This window comes from Haematomicrobium sanguinis DSM 21259 (assembly GCF_000688395.1).
GTDB lineage: Bacteria > Actinomycetota > Actinomycetes > Actinomycetales > Micrococcaceae > Haematomicrobium > Haematomicrobium sanguinis.
Genome location: NZ_JIAG01000014.1, coordinates 1 through 16230 on the forward strand (window position 1 = coordinate 1; position 16230 = coordinate 16230).

Below are 16230 nucleotides of genomic sequence, written 5' to 3' on the forward strand. Positions count from 1 at the left end.
CCCAGAGAACACGCAACTCTTCACCCGAACCGCCATACAACGCGGCGGGATCTCGGTGGCAGGGCACGTCTACGTCCTCGGCAAAGCATGGACCGGGCAAACGATCCACGTCATCCATACCCCGAACACCGTCGAACTCTTCACCCGCGAGGGCGAAAGCCTGATACTCAAACCCTGGCCCCCACCCAAATCCGTCAAATACGAAGCCATCGCACGCCAACTCACCCACCCACACACCCGACACCACACACCCCACAAAAACTGTCCACTATGTATTGAGACCTAACTGTCCACTATGTATTGAGACAGTACAGACCCCCATACGGCGAGGAAAATGCGGTACGGGGATGCGAAACGAGTAGAATGAGTTCGGCTCGGGTGGCAGACGGGCCGGACGTTAGTCCCACACATTCATCAGCATCTTTCTTTGGGTTGATTGGCACGAGTCGCGCCTAGGCGACCCCACAATTACTGAAGGACAACAATGTCTGCCGACCACACGCCGTCGAACTTCACCACGGGCGCCACCGCGCAAGCCGAACCAGTGCACTTTGCTAGCCGCCCGCGCACCTACTTCGACATTCTGATTGCGGTCTTCTGCGTCGTGATCATTCTGTCCAATATCGGCGCGAGTAAGGGCGTTGTCTTTGGGCCGATCGGCGACTTCCCAATCATCACCGACGGCGGATTCTTCCTGTTCCCATTGGCATATGTCCTGGGCGACATATTTAGCGAGGTGTATGGGTTCCGTGCGGCGCGGCGAGCGATTTTTACCGGATTTGCCCTTTCAATCCTCGCGTCGCTGAGCTTTTGGGTCATCATCGCACTTCCGGGCTTTGACGACCCGGATTCCATGGCGCGTAACGAGGCATTCGCCATGGTTCTTGGTCCTGTCTGGCAAATTGTCGCGGCGAGCCTACTCGGTTATGTGGTGGGGCAAACGCTGAATTCCTATGTGCTCGTTAAGATCAAGGAGCGCATGGGCGAGCGCGCACTCTGGGTGAGACTCTTGGGTTCAACCGGCGTGGGCGAGGCCGTTGACACGTTCATTTTCTGCCTCATTGCGGCGCCGGTTATTGGCATTCAGGATGTCGGGCAGTTCTTCAACTACTTCATCTTGGGGTACCTGTACAAGTGCGCCGTCGAGGTAGTTGTGATGCCGCTGACCTACCAGGCGATTCGCTGGCTGAAGCGGCGCGAACCGAGCTACTGGAGCGAGCCGGTAGCGCAGGGTTAGGCGTTTTTCGCGTAGTACTTGCCAAGCACTTCGGCCTTGAGGTCGAAGAACGTGCCGTCGGAGATGGCGGCGCGAGCCTGGTCCACCATGCGCACCACGAAGCGCTCGTTGTGGATGGAAATGAGCGTGGCGGAGACCATCTCCTTGGCCTTGAAGAGATGGTGGATGTAGGCGCGCGTGTAGTGCTGGCAGGTGTAACAGTCGCAACCGTCGACAAGCGGCGTGAAGTCGCGGCGGTACTTCGCGTTGGAGAGGTTGAAGCGGCCGTCCGGGGTATAGAAAGCAGAGTTGCGGGCCACACGGGTGGGGGAGACGCAGTCGAAGGTGTCGGCACCGTTCTCGATGGCGACGAAAACGTCATCTGGCTCCGAGATCCCGAGCAGGTGTCGCGGTTTGTTTTCGGGTAGCTCCTCGTTGCACCAGCGCACGATCGTGCCGAGGTTTTCCTTTTCCAGCGCGCCACCGAGGCCAAAGCCGTCAAAGGGCATGGCGCCCAAGTCGCGGCTGGCTTTGCGGCGGAGGTCCTCATACTGGGCGCCTTGGATGACACCAAAGAGCGCTTGATACGGTTTGCGGGCGCGTTCGGTGGTGAGGCGCTCATGCTCGGCGATGCATCGGAGCGCCCAGAGGCGGGTGCGCTCCAGGGCCTCCTCCTGGTAACCGCGAGAGTTGTGCAGCGTAGTCAGCTCGTCGAAGGCGAACATGATGTCGGCACCGAGTTGGTGCTGGACTTGCATCGAGATTTCGGGACTGAAGCGATGACGGTCGCCGGTGATGTGGGACTTGAACCACACCCCGTCATCGTCAATGTGCGCGAGGCGCTCCTTGCCGGCGGCTACGGCGTCATCGCCGTGCTGCGCTGCCCGGGCCGCGTCCATTTCGATGACCTTTTTGAATCCGGAGCCTAGGCTCATGACCTGGAACCCGCCGGAGTCGGTGAATGTGGGGCCGTCCCAATTCATGAAGCGGCCAAGTCCGCCGTCGTCGGGGCCGCCGGCCTCATCCAGAATGTCGGCGCCGGGCTGGAGATAGAGGTGGTAGGCGTTGGCCAGCAAGGCTTGCGCGCCGAGTTCCTTCATGGACTCGGGGAGCACCGCTTTGACGGTGGCCTTAGTGCCGACCGGGATGAAAGCCGGCGTCTGGATCTCGCCGTGCGGGGTGGAAATGGTGCCGGTGCGGCCGAGGAACGGTGCGCCCGATTCGCTGGTGCGGTCGCTCGACTCGGCGAGGCGCGAGGATACGGCGAAGGAAAAGTCTGATTGCGGCACCAGACAAGTCTAGTCGGCGGTGCGGCCGCTCATCCCTGTATTGCCTTTTCATCCCGCAATTGCCGGATGAAAAGGCAATTGGCGGATGAACCGGGGTGTGGGGGTGGCAAAAGGGTGGGGATTGCTGGATGTGTGGGGTGGAGGGGTGGGGTGAGTCCTAGCGGCCCCAGGCTGCGTACGCGAGCGCTTGCCGCAACAAATCCTGACGGCCGCCGTGGAATTCATCTTGGACATACGGGCTGAGCGCCTCTTCCGGGGTCATCCACGCGAGTTCAAGCGCGTCCTGGCGCGGGTAGCATTCGCCATTGACCGGGATGATGTAGGCCAGTGCCACCGCGTGTTGCCGGTCATCGGTCAATCCGCTTTGCGAGGGCGCCGGGAAATACTCGGCGACGGTAAACGGAACCAGGCTCGGCGGCAGTTGCGGGAGGGCAAGAGAGCCAAGGTCTTTTTCCAGGTGCCGCAGGAGAGCCGCGCGAATCGTCTCTTTGTGCATCACGCGCCCGGACACGAAGGTGCGCACCATTTGCCCGGCGGGCGTGGCCTGCAACAGCAAGCCCACCTCCGTCACATAACCGAGCGAGTCCAGGCGCACCGGAATCGCCTCAACGTAAACCATCGGCAGGCGCTCTCTGGCCCACGCCAACTCTTCATCGTTGAGCCAACCGGGATGCGGGTCTGGGGTGCGAACACTCATATCCAAGTTTTACCGCATTGCCCCGGCATCTGCCGAACGCCCATGGCTCGAAACGCGAGTTGGTCCGCCCCCAGCCGCGCGCGTCGGAAGCGGCAGCGCGGCGACGCACACCAACGCCAAGAAGACCAAGGCCCCCAGGAGTAGCCACATATTTCCAGTGCTCAAGGTAAGGGAAGCCAGGCCGCTGACCACAGTCGCTGAGACAGCAACCGCAATGGACTCGCTGATGCCGGCCGCCGCACCGGCCTCCCCCGGGCTGATGCCATCTGGGGGCGTGGGCTCGGCCAAGATCGCATTGTATGTTTCGAGGTACGCGAGCCCGATGCCCACGCCGGCTAACGACCAGCCGATCACTAAGAGGGCGAGCGCAAGCCCTTGCTCACCGGATGCCAGGAATCTGGCGTTAGTGAACACCGCGACCGAACCGGCCACCGCCGCGATACCCACACCCAAGAGAAGCAAGCCGACCCGCACCACAGTGCGCGGAAAAGGAACAGCGGGCTCGCCCACCTTCGTATCCGGCTCGCCCGCGCGGCCTCGACGCTTACTTCTCGACACGTTAACCTTCCCCACAATCGCCCCGGTCACCGCCCAGCCAAAGCCACCGCACGCGAGCGCAATCGCCGTCATGGTCGCGTCCAGCCTGAGGATATCGGTGGCCAGGATCGGCACCGCCGCCTGCGCCCCAAAATACGCAAAAGTCATCGCGGCAAGCAGCAGAACCGCGCCGGGCCGGCGACCCCGAGCGCGCAGAGTTCCCACAGGCAAAGTTCGCTGCGCCCCCAGCACCAACAAAAACGAACCCGCCGCGTAGGCGAAGACAATCAAACCTGGAAGGAGCACCGGCGCGAGGGCTAGCCCACCAGCGCCGAGAGCGAGAATGAGGCCATTCGTCACACCGAGCGACTGCCGTTGAGACCCCTGAGGCGCGCTCCCGCTTTCGCGCGCACCACCACGCGGCATCGCCACCGCAATGACCACCCGCGCGGCCACCAGCAACGGCAAATACAACACCAGCGCCCAGCGCCAACTCCCCAAAGCATTGGTCGCCGCGAGATATACCGGCGCCAGCGGCGAACTCACTAGCCACACCGCGGCAAAGCCAGCCAAGACTGCCCGCCGGTGTTCCTCGCGCAAACTTGTCAGCACCCCGCCGAGCGTCACAGTCATCATCGCGCCGGCGGCAAGCCCAACCACCACGCGCCCCCCGACAAACATTGCCATCGACGAACTCAACGCGGTGAGCGTAGAACCGGCCACGCTGATCGCGGCCAAGAAACCAATAAGCCGATTCACGGAAAATCGGGCCAGCAGATACGGCCCCAACGGCATACTGGCGAACGTGGCCATCAGCGGCAACCCATAGGCTACCGAGTACAGATCCTTCGCCCCGAATTCCGTGGTGACTTGCGGCGTCACCACCGGCACCACGTAGCTTTGAATGCCCACTGCGAACTCGAGCGCCAGCAGCGCAAACGCAATCACCAGCGAACGCTTCCGGCTCAACATTTCTGCCACCGTGCCCCCAGCAGGATTCGTTAGAGGGCCTGATACCCGTAAAGGTCGGTCGGCTTTTCGTTGATCCAGATCGGCTTGCCCGGATGGTCTGGGTCCTCGAGCAACAGCGTCCTGCCATACGACTCATCCACAACGCTCCCGCGCAACCCCGCGCCTTCCAAGCGCTCGAGCAAGAGGTGAGCATCGCCGTCGTACTCCAGGCCAAATGCCGAGAGACTCTCGGTCGACGCAACCGAGGACCCCAGATCGTGATCCATCACCTGCCCGCCGCCCGGCGCGCTAAAGCTGATGAACTCGCCGTCGTTGGAACGCAACTGGGCGCGCAACCCAAGCGCGTCCAGCAGTTCCCCGAAGCGCGGCACGTCCCGCACAAACGCGATCTGATTGACCGTCACTGCGGGGCTGTCAGAACCGGCCGGGATTGGGCCCCGCGCCGCATCCACCCAAAAGGACAACCCCGCCTCATATTCCACCCGCATGCTCATTCCGTGCGGCTGCTCGCTCACCTCGGCCGCGAACCCGGCCGACCGCACCGCCTCCGAAAGCGACTCAAGAGAATCGCTGGAAAACCGAAAATCGGTCGTCAAATGATAGGAATCCGCGGGGGTCGAGGCGTGCAGGGCAACCGACCCGGAGTCGGCCCCAAACACGCGGAAAGACGGGCTGTCATATGACTTCCGCAGCCCCAGCGCGAGCAGCAGCTCCTCATTCGCGTCCATGTTCGGCGTGTATCGAATTGGCGTGACCTTGATCATTTTTGCTCCCCGCCGCCCAGGTACTCGCGCAGGGCGGTCTCGACCAGCACCGACAGGCTTTGCCCATCGTCAATTGCGCGATGCTTGACGCTCGTCACGAGGTCCTTGGGCAGATAGACATTGAATTGCACTTTCTCCGACATGCCTAGAATGCTAGTACTCTAGCTTGCTCGCGTGAAGCGCAAGAGCACCTCGAGGCCGGCGGGAGTTCCCGGCCAATGTCGCTCGAGCGCGTCCCGTCCCGCGGTTTTGAGAATGTGGCGCAACACAATCGCCACCACAATAAGATCATCCGCCCAGCCGATCACCGGCAAAAAGTCCGGCACCAGATCGATGGGCAGCAGCAAATAACCCAGTACGACGGCGATCCACACCTTGCTCCCGCGCGGCACCTTTGGGTCGGCTACTAAGGATTTCAGGGTTCTGAGCAGATCCGGGATGAGACGCAGGGCGTCTTTAGCGGTCACGGTCTCGGGGTTGCGCCTCGCGTACAGCCACAGCAGAAAGAGCAGGACGGCATACACCAGCGCCAACGAGCCAACCACGGCCAGCAAAACTTCCCAGAAATTCACGGACTCAGTCTATGGCGGCCGTACCCCAGTGGGTGCGATCGCTGAGTGCCCGCACCCGGCGGCGGCTGGCCGTTCGCCGTGAAAGGATGAAGCATGTGACGATTCCGCAGACCCGCGCCGAAGCACGTGCCCTCGAACGCGCCCAAACAACTACAGTTGTCCGTACCGCTCGCGGTCAACGGTTGCCGGGAACGCGGTATCGTGAGCCGGCGTGGGGTGGCGGTGCGGCGGTGAGCTTGGGCGTTTTGGTCGGTGTTTTCGGCGCGCTCGTGGGAATTGCGCCGTGGCTTTTGACCGGCGCGACTCTGCCCCTTCAAAATTTGTGGGGCACGCACACGGCTCCCGAGTCGATGCCGGTGGCTTTGCTGCCGATCAGTCAGTACAACGCGAGAGACATCGTCATCATGCTTGTGGTTGGCGCTCTGATTGCGGGGTTTGGTGCTTGGGGCGCGGCGAGGATCACGCGAGAGTCGCTCCGATGGGGCGCTCTCGCCGGGCTGGTGCTGGCGTACGCGGTAATTATTGTGCAGTCATTCCTGGTGACGGCCGAGGGGTTGCGCAACGACGAATCGGCGCAAATCTATGTTGCCGGACTCCTCGGGGGCACCCTGATATCGGCGGTCATCGGCGTCGGTATTTTCTATCTCGCCTCGGCCCGAACCCCGGTGCTACGAGCCTTGGCCGTGGGCGCGCTGGCAGTGCCGTTGGGCGCGTGGCCCTTAGTGTTTGCGCGTACCTCGCTCGTTGGTGAGTTTTCGATCACCGACGTCCCGTGGCTCCAGTGGATGCCCGGCGTCATTGCCGGGCTTGCACTCGCGTGGCTTGGCTGGCGTAGTGGTGCGGCGGTGCTCGTGTGGGTGCTGACGCTCGCGTTCTTATGGTTCTTGCCCGCGGTGTTTTCTGCGATTCAGTCGGCGCTGGGTAATCGCGTTATCCTGGGCGACTTTTCGGCCATGATCGCCAACGCGAGCAGAGCCTTCGGCCACACGATCCTTCCCAACGAGCTCAACGTGGCAAACGTGATCGTTGCCGTGGTGATTGGCGTGCTCGGTGCCGCGGGGCTGGCGGTCTTGGAGCGCCGTCGTACCTCTGCGGGTTAGCCCGCCCCGCCCCGCGCTACTGTTCCCGCGCGGAAAGGACGCAAAATTCGTTGCCCTCGGGGTCCGCGAGCACAGTGAACGTCGCGTCGGCGGGTTGGCCGACGTCGATGCGCTTAGCGCCGCGATCGAGGAGGCCCTGGATGAGGGCGTCGCGATCATCGCTCAGGTGCGGCGCGAGGTCCATGTGCAGCCTGTTTTTGACCGTTTTGTCTTCGGGGACCGGAACGAACACGAGGCCCGGCGGGCGGCGCTCCCAGGGGGTGGAGAAGGATTCCTCCATGACGTATTTAGGGACAATGACGATTTCTTCATCCGACTCGTAGATGACCTGCCAGTCCAGGGTGTCGGCCCACCAGCGGAGGCTCATGGTGGTGAGCTTACGCGGGGTGCGCGGGTGTTGGGGAGGTGCCGGAGCGTCAATGCGGCCAGCCGCTGTCCGCGACTTACCACGTGTGACGCTTATCCCCGTGCCATAAGCGTTGCACGTGGCAAGTCGCGAAGTGGGTTGCGGCGCGGAGCGGGCGGAGCGGCGGAGTCAGGGCAGGGTCGCGCTACAGCGTCGCGGCGGCCTCGAAACACATCCACGCCTGCAATTGCGTCGACAGGTCGATGCGCTTAGCGCCCGGGTAACACTCGGCGGAACTCTTGAACGGTTCGTTCGGAAAGATGAGCCCCTCTCGCGCCGTGAAAAGCGAGACCTTGAGCCGCGCCTCCTGCGCCCCATCCCACAGCGCCGACGCCGTGTCCAACACCAGCCTCCGCGCAATGTCGCACGCTTCTGCATCCGCCGCGCGCAATTCCGCAGAGCGCGCCGCCAGTGCCAAGTACCGCACCAATATCCCGGTAAACAGGCCGCCATCCCCGGAGCCGTGGGTCTTCAGCGATCGGCGCCCGCCGGGGCCGGACACCACCAGCTCCCGGTCCACCGCCCGCACGAGCGACGCCGCCCGCGCCACATACGCCGAGCCCCCAGTGTCGCCTGTGCCGCCTGAGCTCCCTGACCCACCAGTGCCACCCGAGTCACCAGACCCGCCCGACCCACCAGCAACCTTCGCCAACTCCAACAGTGCCCCCAAAACCGGCCCCTGGTTGTACGTCCATACCGACGGCTCCAGCACCTCGGCGCCGTCGCGGATTTTCACCCCGTCCAGGTACAGCCCGGACTCCGCGTCATATACCTTCGCATCCAGCCACGCGAGCAACTCAGAGGCAACGGCAACATCCCCGCGCCGCGCCGCAATCAGCGCCACCGGTGCCGTCGCCGGCGTGTTCTTGAAATCGCGCGCGGTATTCCAAAACACCCCGCCGCCCAAATCCGGCGTCACCGCCGAGGTCAACGAATCCTGCAATCGCGCCATCGCCCGCGCATTCCGCAACCGCCCTGAGCGCCGCCCCACTTTCTTCGCCGCCTCAGCCAGTGCGTCCAGCCGCCCCACTGAGAGGGCCAACCAGGCCATGTCGTCATAGTACGAATTCGTAAACCGCAACGCGTTCCGCAACCGCATGGTGGTGACCAGCCGGGAAGCCAGCTTTCCGGCACTGGGGTGATCATCGCCGTCGAACCTCACACCCGTGGCCAACTCCCGGTAACCCGCGTCCACCAAGCAATCCACAAAGTGTGCCTGCCACCAATAGTGCCACTCGGGCGAGAGGCGCCACGGCCGCACAATCGCGCCCAAATACGTGCCCGGCAGCGCCCACAGCCGTTGACCGTAGAGGTGCGTCACGGCGCGCGCGGCCGCCGTCGATCGGGAATCCCAAGTGTCCATAAGCCCACCTTATGAGCCGCGCGGCGCACGCAAAAGACCCGGTACGCTGGCAACGGAACACTACTCAAGGAGGACTAGTGGATATTGCAGGCGCCAGCGCGCTCATCACCGGCGGCGCATCCGGGCTCGGGGCGGCCACGGCCAAAAAGATGTACGACGGCGGAGCTTACGTTGTGCTCGTGGACTTGCCTTCTTCGCGGGGCGAGGAATATGCCCGCGAGTTGGGCGAGCGGGCGCGGTTTGTTGCCGCGGATGTGGCTGATGAGGGGCAGGTGGCTGCCGCGGTTTCCGCCGCGGGTGAGCTTGGCCCGTTGCGGCTGGCCGTGAATTGCGCCGGAGTCGCGACACCCGGAAAGGTGCTCGGGCGGGACGGCGTCTTGCCGCTGGAACAGTTTGAGCGGGTGATTCAGGTGAATCTCATCGGGACCTTTAATGTGACGCGGCTGGCGGCCGAGGCGATGGCCGAGACATCGCCGGTCAAGGACGCAGCGACGGGGACTGAAGAGCGCGGGGTGATTGTGAATACCGCGTCGGTTGCCGCGTTCGACGGGCAGATCGGGCAGCCCGCGTATTCGGCGTCCAAGGGTGCGGTGGCGGCGATGACGCTGCCGTTGGCTCGCGAGTTGGCGCGGCAGTTGATCCGGGTGATGACGATTGCGCCGGGCATTTTTGAGACGCCGATGATGGCGGGGTTGCCGGAAGAAGCGCAGAAGTCACTGGGTCAGCAAGTACCGCACCCCTCTCGGCTGGGTAAACCTTCTGAGTATGCGGCATTGGTGGAACACATTGTGGCGAACCCGATGCTCAACGGCGAGACCATCCGCCTGGACGGCGCGATCCGAATGGCACCGAAGTGAGTGCGCTGGCGGCCGGTGGTGCCGGTGGGTCCGCTGCTGGTACCAGCGGCGACGGTGGTGGCGGGGTTGCGGCCGGGGATGCCGCGGGGGTTGCCGGCGGCGCGGACTGGCCGGTTGAGGACGACGGTGCGCACGCCGCCGCGGCCGCCGTCGCCTCCGGTATCGACCCGACTCCCTCGCTGAGTGCGCCGCACGCCGGTGCCGACTTTTATCACGTCGAGGCGTGGCTTGCCGAGCATGAACGTTCCAAGCTCGCCGAACTGCGCGAGTTTCTTGCTCGCGAGGTGTTGCCGCACGCATCCCGGTGGTGGGACGCGGCGTCCTTCCCGGTCGATTTGTTGCCCAAGCTCGCAGCCCTTGGCTTGAGTGCACCGATCCAGCAGGGCTATTCGCCGCTGTTTCAGGGGCTGGTGATTGCCGAGCTGACCCGAGCCGACACCTCGATCGCGACCTTCTTCATGGTGCATCACGATCTGTATGTCGAGGCGTTGCACCAGTTTGGAACGCCCGAGCAACAGCAGCGCCTGCTCGGCCCGGCGCAGGCGTTGGAAGAGACCGGAGCATTCGCGTTGACCGAGCCGGAGCACGGTTCAGACATTTCGGCGCGCATGGAGACGACGGTGCGCCGGGACGGGGATGATTGGATTCTGAACGGCCGCAAGCGTTGGATCGGCAACGGCACGTTTTGCGACCGGATGGTGCTGTGGTGCACGGACGAGTCCACCGGCGAGGTCCGCGGATTCTTCCTCGACGCCAACGCCCCCGGCGTCACGCGAACCCGGATCGAGAACAAGATCGCGTTGCGGACCGTGCAAAATGCGGACCTGGTTTTTCAGGATGTTCGTGTGCCGGAGTCGGACCGCATGCAGGGCGTCGCCTCTTTTAATGACGTGAAGCGCCTGCTGTTGGGCTCTCGGATCATGGTGGCCTGGCAGGCGGTCGGTCAGCAGCTCGCCGCATTCGACGTCGCCAGTGCGTACGCCCGTGAGCGCGAACAGTTTGGCCGCCCGATCGGCGCGAACCAGCTGGTGCAAGGGCAGCTCGTGCAGATTCTCGGCAACGCGGTGTCTTCGATGTCGATGCTCGCGCAACTCGCGCATTTACAGCGCATGTCGCTCGATCACGACGGCTCACTCGAAATGCCGCAAGCAGCACTCGCCAAGTCCTTTACCTCGGCGCGCATGCGCGAGAGCGTCGCCCTGGCGCGCAGCATCTTGGGCGGCAACGGCATCGTCACCGATTACCGCGCCGCGAAGATCTTCGCCGACGCGGAGGCGATCTTCACCTATGAGGGCAGTTTCGAGGTCAACACCCTGATCGTGGGCCGGGACATCACCGGCATCTCCGCGTTCAAGTAGCGGCGTCCTCCCTCAGAAAGTTGACGCAGATTACCGAAGTTGTGCGGGATTTCGCACACTTTTGTTAATCTGCGTCACCTTTTCTTGGGGAGGGGAGGAAGTGTGACGGCGTTGCTCACCTATACTTCTTTTCCCCGGCTTCCACGGGGGTACTGATAGCGTTTCGTTCCAGCGGCATCGGGCAGGTTCCAAAGTCCGTGAACGCGCTCGGGTAATTGATGGCGCGGTTGAAGTCGAGAGTGACCGTGCCATCCGGGCGCGGCTTGGTGATCTGCAGCTTCCGCCAGTGGTCGGTGCTCTCCCCGTTGGTCGCATCGAAGAAGTTCAGGATGAGTGAACCCAACTTGTCCGGCTCCACCGGGAACGTGTACTCCTGACCGTCAAGCGTGAACGTCACCTCGCCCACAAACTCGGCATCGGTGCGGTACCCGAGAGCGGTCCCAATCTCGGCGAAAACCGGATCGGCATAGGGGACAAATCGGCCCTCCACCACCGCTTCCGGTGCATATTCAAACATCGGCACACCGGAGAACTCGTCCAGTAGCGGGGAATTGGGGTCATGAATGCGGATGGCGTACCGGTCGTCGCGCACGGCCAACTCGACCAGCACGTCGCCAAAGGTCACCCAGGGCAGCGATGCGTCCTCGGTCATGGACGCGGTGATCGTCCCATCGACCGGTCTCGTCCCCGTTTCTTCCACGCCGGCCAACCGCAAGCCATCGGACTCGGTTGCGCTCAGAGCGGCGTGCCCACCTCCGGAGGCGCGGCCGGTTGCTGACCACAGCCCCGGCACACCCTCGTATGCGCGGGGCTCTTCATCCAGCCAGTGCAAAGCCGTCAGCGACAGCCAGCCGAGCGGCTCGGACAGCGCTTTCGTGCGCCCATCCCGGAACCGTTGCCAGCGATCGAGCACCTTCTGATCCACATTTTCAGCCATACCCTCTTAACCTTTCCCCGATCCAACTCTATTTCCGCGCCCGTGTCTTGGCGCGCCGTCGTACATAACTCACTGCCACGGCAACCACGGTGCCAAGCGCAATCCCGGTGCCCATGCCGATCAGCGAGACGGCCCACGCGGGCAGGTCGGTGCCGGTGGCGAAGAGCGCGCCCATGCCGACCATGAAGACCGCCCAGAGAATTGCGCCAAGAACCGAGGCGGTCAAAAACGGCCGCCACGGCACGCCCGCGATCCCGGCCGCGGCCATTGACGCGGTGCGGCCGCCGGAGAGGAAGCGCACCGACACGAGCGCCGTGAACGTCTGCGCCGGCCCAACCTTTGCAACGAGCGCGACGATTCGCGCGTGCACCCAGCGCCACCAGCGAAAGCGGTCCAGCCAGCGGGTGAGCCCGAACCGGAAGGTTGCGTAGAGGGCTAGGTCGCCAAGCCAGCAGCCCAGCGCAGAGCAGAGAATAACGACGGCGAGTGGGTACCTTCCGTCCGCGGCGAGGGCTCCGGAGCCAATCACCAAGAGCTCTGAGGGAATGGGCGGGAAGAAGGCGTCGGCAGCGACCGAGACGATGAGGACGGACAGGAACCAGGGCGAGGTGGCGAGGACGTCCGGATCCATGGGTTAGCGGTTCGCCTGCTGCTGGTGCTGCGGCTGGGCGAGCGCGGCGGGGGTGTGTTTGAGAGTGAGCTCGCTTGTGAAGGTGCGGGTTTCGCCGCTGAGCGGGTCGGTGAACGTGATGCTTTTGGCGAGCAGTTGTAGCGGTTCTGCGTAGTTGTCGGGGGCCTCGTCGAGGAGGGTGGGGTAGTAGCGGTCGTTGAGGATGCCGAGCCCGAGTTTGCCCATGTGCTGGCGTAGCTGGTGGGTTTTGCCGGTGTGTGGGTAGAGGCGGTAGAGCGCATGGGTGCCGTCGGTGTGTGCGAGGTCGATGAGGCTTTCGGCGTTGGGCTCGCCTTCGAGTTCGCGGGAGAGCAAGTAGTCCTTTGTTTTGACGAGGCGGTTGCGGACGGTTTGCGGGAATTGTTGAGCGGGGTCGAAGCGTGCGACGGCCTCATAGGATTTGCTGACGAGGCGCCGCTCGAAGAGTTGCTGGTAGTCGCCGCGGGATGCGGGGTTGAGTGAAAAGAGGAGGACGCCGGCGGTCATGCGGTCCAGGCGGTGGATCGGGACAAGGTCCGGGAGGTTAAGGGAGGCACGCAGGCGGACGAGTGCGCTTTCCTTGACGTACATGCCGCCGGGGGTGGTCGGCAGGAAGTGCGGTTTGTCGGCGACGAGGAGGTGGTCGTCGCTGTGCAGGACGGTGATATCGACCGGGAGCGGCTGCTCTTCGGGGAGTTCGCGGTAGTACCAAATGAAGGTGTGTTCGCCGAGCGGGGTGTCGCGCGTGAGCTTGACGCCGCCGATGCCTTGGACCTCGCCGCGGTCAAAGCGCTCGGCGATGCCGTCCGGGTCGACGTGGCGGAAGCGGGCGAGTAGATAGCCGAGAGCGGTACCCCATTCGCCCGATTCGGGGAGCCGGACTCGGGTGGCGTTGACGCCGTCGCGCACCGGGAGCGGGGATTTCATCACGGCTTCAGTCTAGTTCCCGCCCGCGTTTCGCATCCCCGTACCGCACTTTAAGAGGCATGTGCGGGGAAATTTTTGCGGTACGGGGATGCGAAACGCGGGAGGCGGCCGGGTGTGCGACGTGGCTGGTGGCCGTGCGGGGGTGCGAAACGCGGGAGGACGCGGGTTACTCGTGGTGGTAGGGGCGCCCGGCCGCGATCTCTTGTGCGCGGTACACCTGCTCGGCCAGGATGAGCCTGACCAATTGGTGCGGGAACACCAGCGGAGAGAGCGACCAGACAAAGTCGGCTTTGTTGCGAAACTCGTCGGTGACCCCGTAGGCGCCACCGATGACGAAGCTGACTCGTTTGCCGAGATCGAGTTGGCCCTGAACTCTCGCCGAGAGGGAAGGCGAGTCGATCGCTTTGCCGCGTTCGTCGAGAAGGATGAGGTAATCCCCTTGTGCTTTGGAAGCCAGCTTTTCGCTCTCAAGCTGCCGCGCGCCGTCGTACTCCAAATTCGAGTGGGGCACGAGTTGCCAGGTGAGATCCCATGGCTTCTTCAGCCGCTTTTCGAAACGGGCGATGCCGTCGGAGACCCAGTCCTCGTGTTTGCGGCCAATGGCCAGCGCGCGCAGGCTCATTTTTCGTTGCGTCGGAGGGTGAGGATTTGGGCGACGCGGCCGATGGGGCCGTCTTCGTCGTAGAGGTCGCTCGCGGTGAGGCCGGCGCCGGTTTCGCCCCAGGAGACGCGGGTGTCCAAGCCGACCCAGCCGTGGCGCGGTTGGCGGAAGAGGTGGACCGTGAGGTCGACGTTGGGGAAAAGCCAGTCGCGCGGGTTTTGACGGACGGCGATGCCGTTGGCGGTGTCGACGAGGCCCATGAAGGAGGCGTTGGCTTCGCTTTCTTCGCCGAGGACGAGCGGGTACGGGGTGGAGAGCCAGGCGGTGCCGTTGCCGGGGCCGTTGCTGGCGACCTTCTTGAACTTCAGCGAGCGGATGAAGCCGCCGGGCCAGACATCGGAAATGTTGGTGATGTCTTCACAGGTGTCCGGCGCGGGGAGGGGGTTGAGGTGGGTGCCGGCGACGTCGGCGGTATCCGACTTGATGAGGCGCCAGGCGTAGGCGCGGATCGCGGCGCGGCCGTTGTGGCTCATGGTCGCTTGGATGAGTTCGATGGTGCGGCCGGGGCGGATCACTTCGGTGGTGACTTCGATGAGGCCGCCGTGGATGAGGCCGAGGATTTCGAAGGTGACTTGGGAGAGCTGGACGTCCTCGCGCGGGTGGTTCGTGTTGATCGCGTGGACGAGGAGGCCCGAGGCCGGAGCCATGTGCTGCTCGTGGGGGTTCCAGGCGCCTTGGGTGTGCAGGGTGGAGTAGAAGTGGGTGTCGTCCTTGCGGACGTAGTAGGCGCTGGGGGTCTGCTCAGGGTTGTCCTCGCCGAGGTGGGTGTCCGGGTTGGCGTCGGTCAGGTCCGGGGTCTCGGTGGCGCTACTCATGGGTAATAGCGTAGCGCGGTGGTTGTGGTCTGGACGTTTTCGCGCGGGCCGCCGGTGCCTGGGGCTCTGACTAATGGCTTTGTCTTTTGTTGCCCCGCCGGAGATTTCTAAGTTGCACGGTTTGAGACACGGCCGGGGGCGCTTCTGGCAAACCACAACGGCAGATAGCGACGAAGATAGTTACATGGAACAGAAAAATGAGGGTTCAAGCAGTGCGGGTCTTGTCATCACGATTGTCGGGGTCGTACTGATTGGCGCGCTCGTCGCGTGGGCCGGCAGCGTTGACGGGCGCACAGTGTGGGGCGGCGTCCCGCTATTTGCGCTCGCCGTCGCCGGAGCATTCCTGATTCAGTGGCTGGTCTACATCCCGTCCATACTTGCCAGAACGGAAAAATACTTTGATCTGACCGGATCGCTGACCTTCATCGCCATCAGTATTGCTCTGCTCATTGCCACCCCGAACAAGGACCTGCGGTCCTGGATCCTGGCCCTCGCGGTCATCCTCTGGGCCGTGAGGCTCGGTTCATTCCTGTTTGCCCGCGTCGCCCGCTCTGGCTCCGACTCGCGCTTCGACACCATCAAAAATCAACCACTTCCATTCCTCCGAGTCTGGACCATGCAAGGGCTCTGGGTCAGTGTCACGGCCGCCGCAGCCTGGATCGCCATCGCCTCGGGCTCGCGCCAACCGGTCGACATTTTCGCCATTATCGGCATCATTCTGTGGTTTGCCGGGATGGCAATCGAAACCACCGCCGACTGGCAAAAACAACAATTTCGAGCGAACCCCAGCAATAAGGGAAAATTCATCGATATTGGCCTCTGGTCTCGCTCCCGGCACCCCAATTACTTTGGCGAAATCACGCTCTGGGTCGGCGTTTTTCTGATCGCGGCACCGACCCTGCAAGGCTGGCAGTGGGTCGCCATCCTTTCCCCCATCTTCGTGATCCTGTTGCTTACCAAAGTCAGCGGCATCCCGCCCCAAGAAAAACAGGCCGAGAAGCGCTGGGGTGACACTCCCGAATATCAGGCATATAAGTCACGCACTAACAAGCTGATCCCCAGGATTCGCCCAGCCAGCACTCGTAAAATCGAGTGAATTGCCGATGACCC

General features: G+C 63.5%; 18 protein-coding genes and 1 pseudogene. 6 read left to right on the forward strand and 13 right to left on the reverse strand.

The window, feature by feature from the left end:
• On the forward strand, positions 1-286 hold a 286-nt coding region (locus tag O148_RS17995; RefSeq protein ID WP_035746024.1), incomplete at its 5' end, for a hypothetical protein.
• A gap of 198 nt (positions 287-484) precedes the next feature.
• Positions 485-1237: a queuosine precursor transporter gene (locus O148_RS0111915; protein ID WP_026531099.1), complete on the forward strand. Its 753-nt coding sequence runs from the start codon at positions 485-487 to the stop codon at positions 1235-1237.
• Here O148_RS0111915 and tgt read toward each other — a convergent pair.
• The 6 genes and pseudogenes from tgt to O148_RS18270 form a co-directional block, all read right to left on the reverse strand.
• Entirely contained in the window at positions 1234-2508 is a 1275-nt protein-coding gene (tgt, locus tag O148_RS0111920; protein ID WP_026531100.1) for a tRNA guanosine(34) transglycosylase Tgt, read from the reverse strand. The genes O148_RS0111915 and tgt overlap by 4 nt on opposite strands.
• A gap of 154 nt (positions 2509-2662) precedes the next feature.
• Complete coding sequence (locus O148_RS0111925) at positions 2663-3202, reverse strand: NUDIX hydrolase family protein (RefSeq protein ID WP_026531101.1); 540 nt, start codon at positions 3200-3202, stop codon at positions 2663-2665.
• Positions 3203-3211: 9 nt separating this feature from the next.
• Positions 3212-4711 (reverse strand): MFS transporter, encoded by a 1500-nt coding sequence (locus O148_RS0111930; RefSeq protein ID WP_026531102.1) that lies wholly within the window; start codon positions 4709-4711, stop codon positions 3212-3214.
• Positions 4712-4740: 29 nt separating this feature from the next.
• On the reverse strand, positions 4741-5475 hold the full coding sequence (locus tag O148_RS0111935) for a hypothetical protein (RefSeq protein WP_026531103.1): 735 nt from the start codon (positions 5473-5475) through the stop codon (positions 4741-4743).
• Positions 5472-5618, reverse strand: coding sequence for a ribbon-helix-helix domain-containing protein (locus tag O148_RS0111940; RefSeq protein WP_026531104.1), 147 nt, complete (start codon positions 5616-5618; stop codon positions 5472-5474). Before O148_RS0111940 ends, O148_RS0111935 begins: the two co-directional genes overlap by 4 nt.
• Positions 5619-5761: 143 nt before the next feature.
• A pseudogene (locus O148_RS18270) lies at positions 5762-5852 on the reverse strand (YkvA family protein); the annotation flags it as partial.
• Between the two features lie 290 nt (positions 5853-6142).
• On the opposite strand from O148_RS18270, the gene O148_RS0111950 reads away from it, so the two are divergent.
• Complete coding sequence (locus tag O148_RS0111950; RefSeq protein ID WP_026531106.1) at positions 6143-7147, forward strand: hypothetical protein; 1005 nt, start codon at positions 6143-6145, stop codon at positions 7145-7147.
• A 16-nt stretch (positions 7148-7163) separates the two neighbouring features.
• Here O148_RS0111950 and O148_RS16380 read toward each other — a convergent pair whose 3' ends face one another.
• Complete coding sequence (locus tag O148_RS16380; RefSeq protein ID WP_051620162.1) at positions 7164-7514, reverse strand: VOC family protein; 351 nt, start codon at positions 7512-7514, stop codon at positions 7164-7166.
• A gap of 184 nt (positions 7515-7698) precedes the next feature.
• Positions 7699-8916: a glycoside hydrolase family 76 protein gene (locus O148_RS0111960; protein WP_026531107.1), complete on the reverse strand. Its 1218-nt coding sequence runs from the start codon at positions 8914-8916 to the stop codon at positions 7699-7701.
• 77 nt (positions 8917-8993) lie between these two features.
• On the opposite strand from O148_RS0111960, the gene O148_RS0111965 reads away from it, so the two are divergent.
• Positions 8994-9773, forward strand: coding sequence for a 3-hydroxyacyl-CoA dehydrogenase (locus tag O148_RS0111965; RefSeq protein WP_026531108.1), 780 nt, complete (start codon positions 8994-8996; stop codon positions 9771-9773).
• 179 nt (positions 9774-9952) lie between these two features.
• Complete coding sequence (locus O148_RS0111970; protein ID WP_026531109.1) at positions 9953-11131, forward strand: acyl-CoA dehydrogenase family protein; 1179 nt, start codon at positions 9953-9955, stop codon at positions 11129-11131.
• A 115-nt stretch (positions 11132-11246) separates the two neighbouring features.
• Here O148_RS0111970 and O148_RS0111975 read toward each other — a convergent pair whose 3' ends face one another.
• The 5 genes from O148_RS0111975 to O148_RS0111995 all read right to left on the reverse strand — a co-directional run bounded on the left by O148_RS0111975 (position 11247) and on the right by O148_RS0111995 (position 15120).
• A complete protein-coding gene (locus tag O148_RS0111975; protein WP_026531110.1) occupies positions 11247-12068 on the reverse strand; it encodes a DUF1684 domain-containing protein in 822 nt (273 codons plus the stop codon).
• Positions 12069-12096: 28 nt separating this feature from the next.
• Entirely contained in the window at positions 12097-12699 is a 603-nt protein-coding gene (locus O148_RS0111980) for a DedA family protein (protein WP_026531111.1), read from the reverse strand.
• A 3-nt stretch (positions 12700-12702) separates the two neighbouring features.
• A complete protein-coding gene (locus O148_RS0111985; protein WP_026531112.1) occupies positions 12703-13644 on the reverse strand; it encodes a pseudouridine synthase in 942 nt (313 codons plus the stop codon).
• Between the two features lie 166 nt (positions 13645-13810).
• Positions 13811-14266 carry a 23S rRNA (pseudouridine(1915)-N(3))-methyltransferase RlmH gene (locus O148_RS0111990; RefSeq protein WP_026531113.1) on the reverse strand — a complete coding sequence of 152 codons (456 nt, stop codon included), beginning with the start codon at positions 14264-14266 and terminating at the stop codon, positions 13811-13813.
• On the reverse strand, positions 14263-15120 hold the full coding sequence (locus O148_RS0111995) for a thioesterase family protein (RefSeq protein WP_205618189.1): 858 nt from the start codon (positions 15118-15120) through the stop codon (positions 14263-14265). Before O148_RS0111995 ends, O148_RS0111990 begins: the two co-directional genes overlap by 4 nt.
• A 184-nt stretch (positions 15121-15304) precedes the next feature.
• Between O148_RS0111995 and O148_RS0112000 the strand changes: the two genes are divergently transcribed.
• The gene (locus O148_RS0112000; RefSeq protein WP_051620163.1) at positions 15305-16216 is read left to right on the forward strand and encodes a DUF1295 domain-containing protein; all 912 of its coding nucleotides are present in this window, start codon (positions 15305-15307) and stop codon (positions 16214-16216) included.
• Positions 16217-16230: the final 14 nt, after the last annotated feature.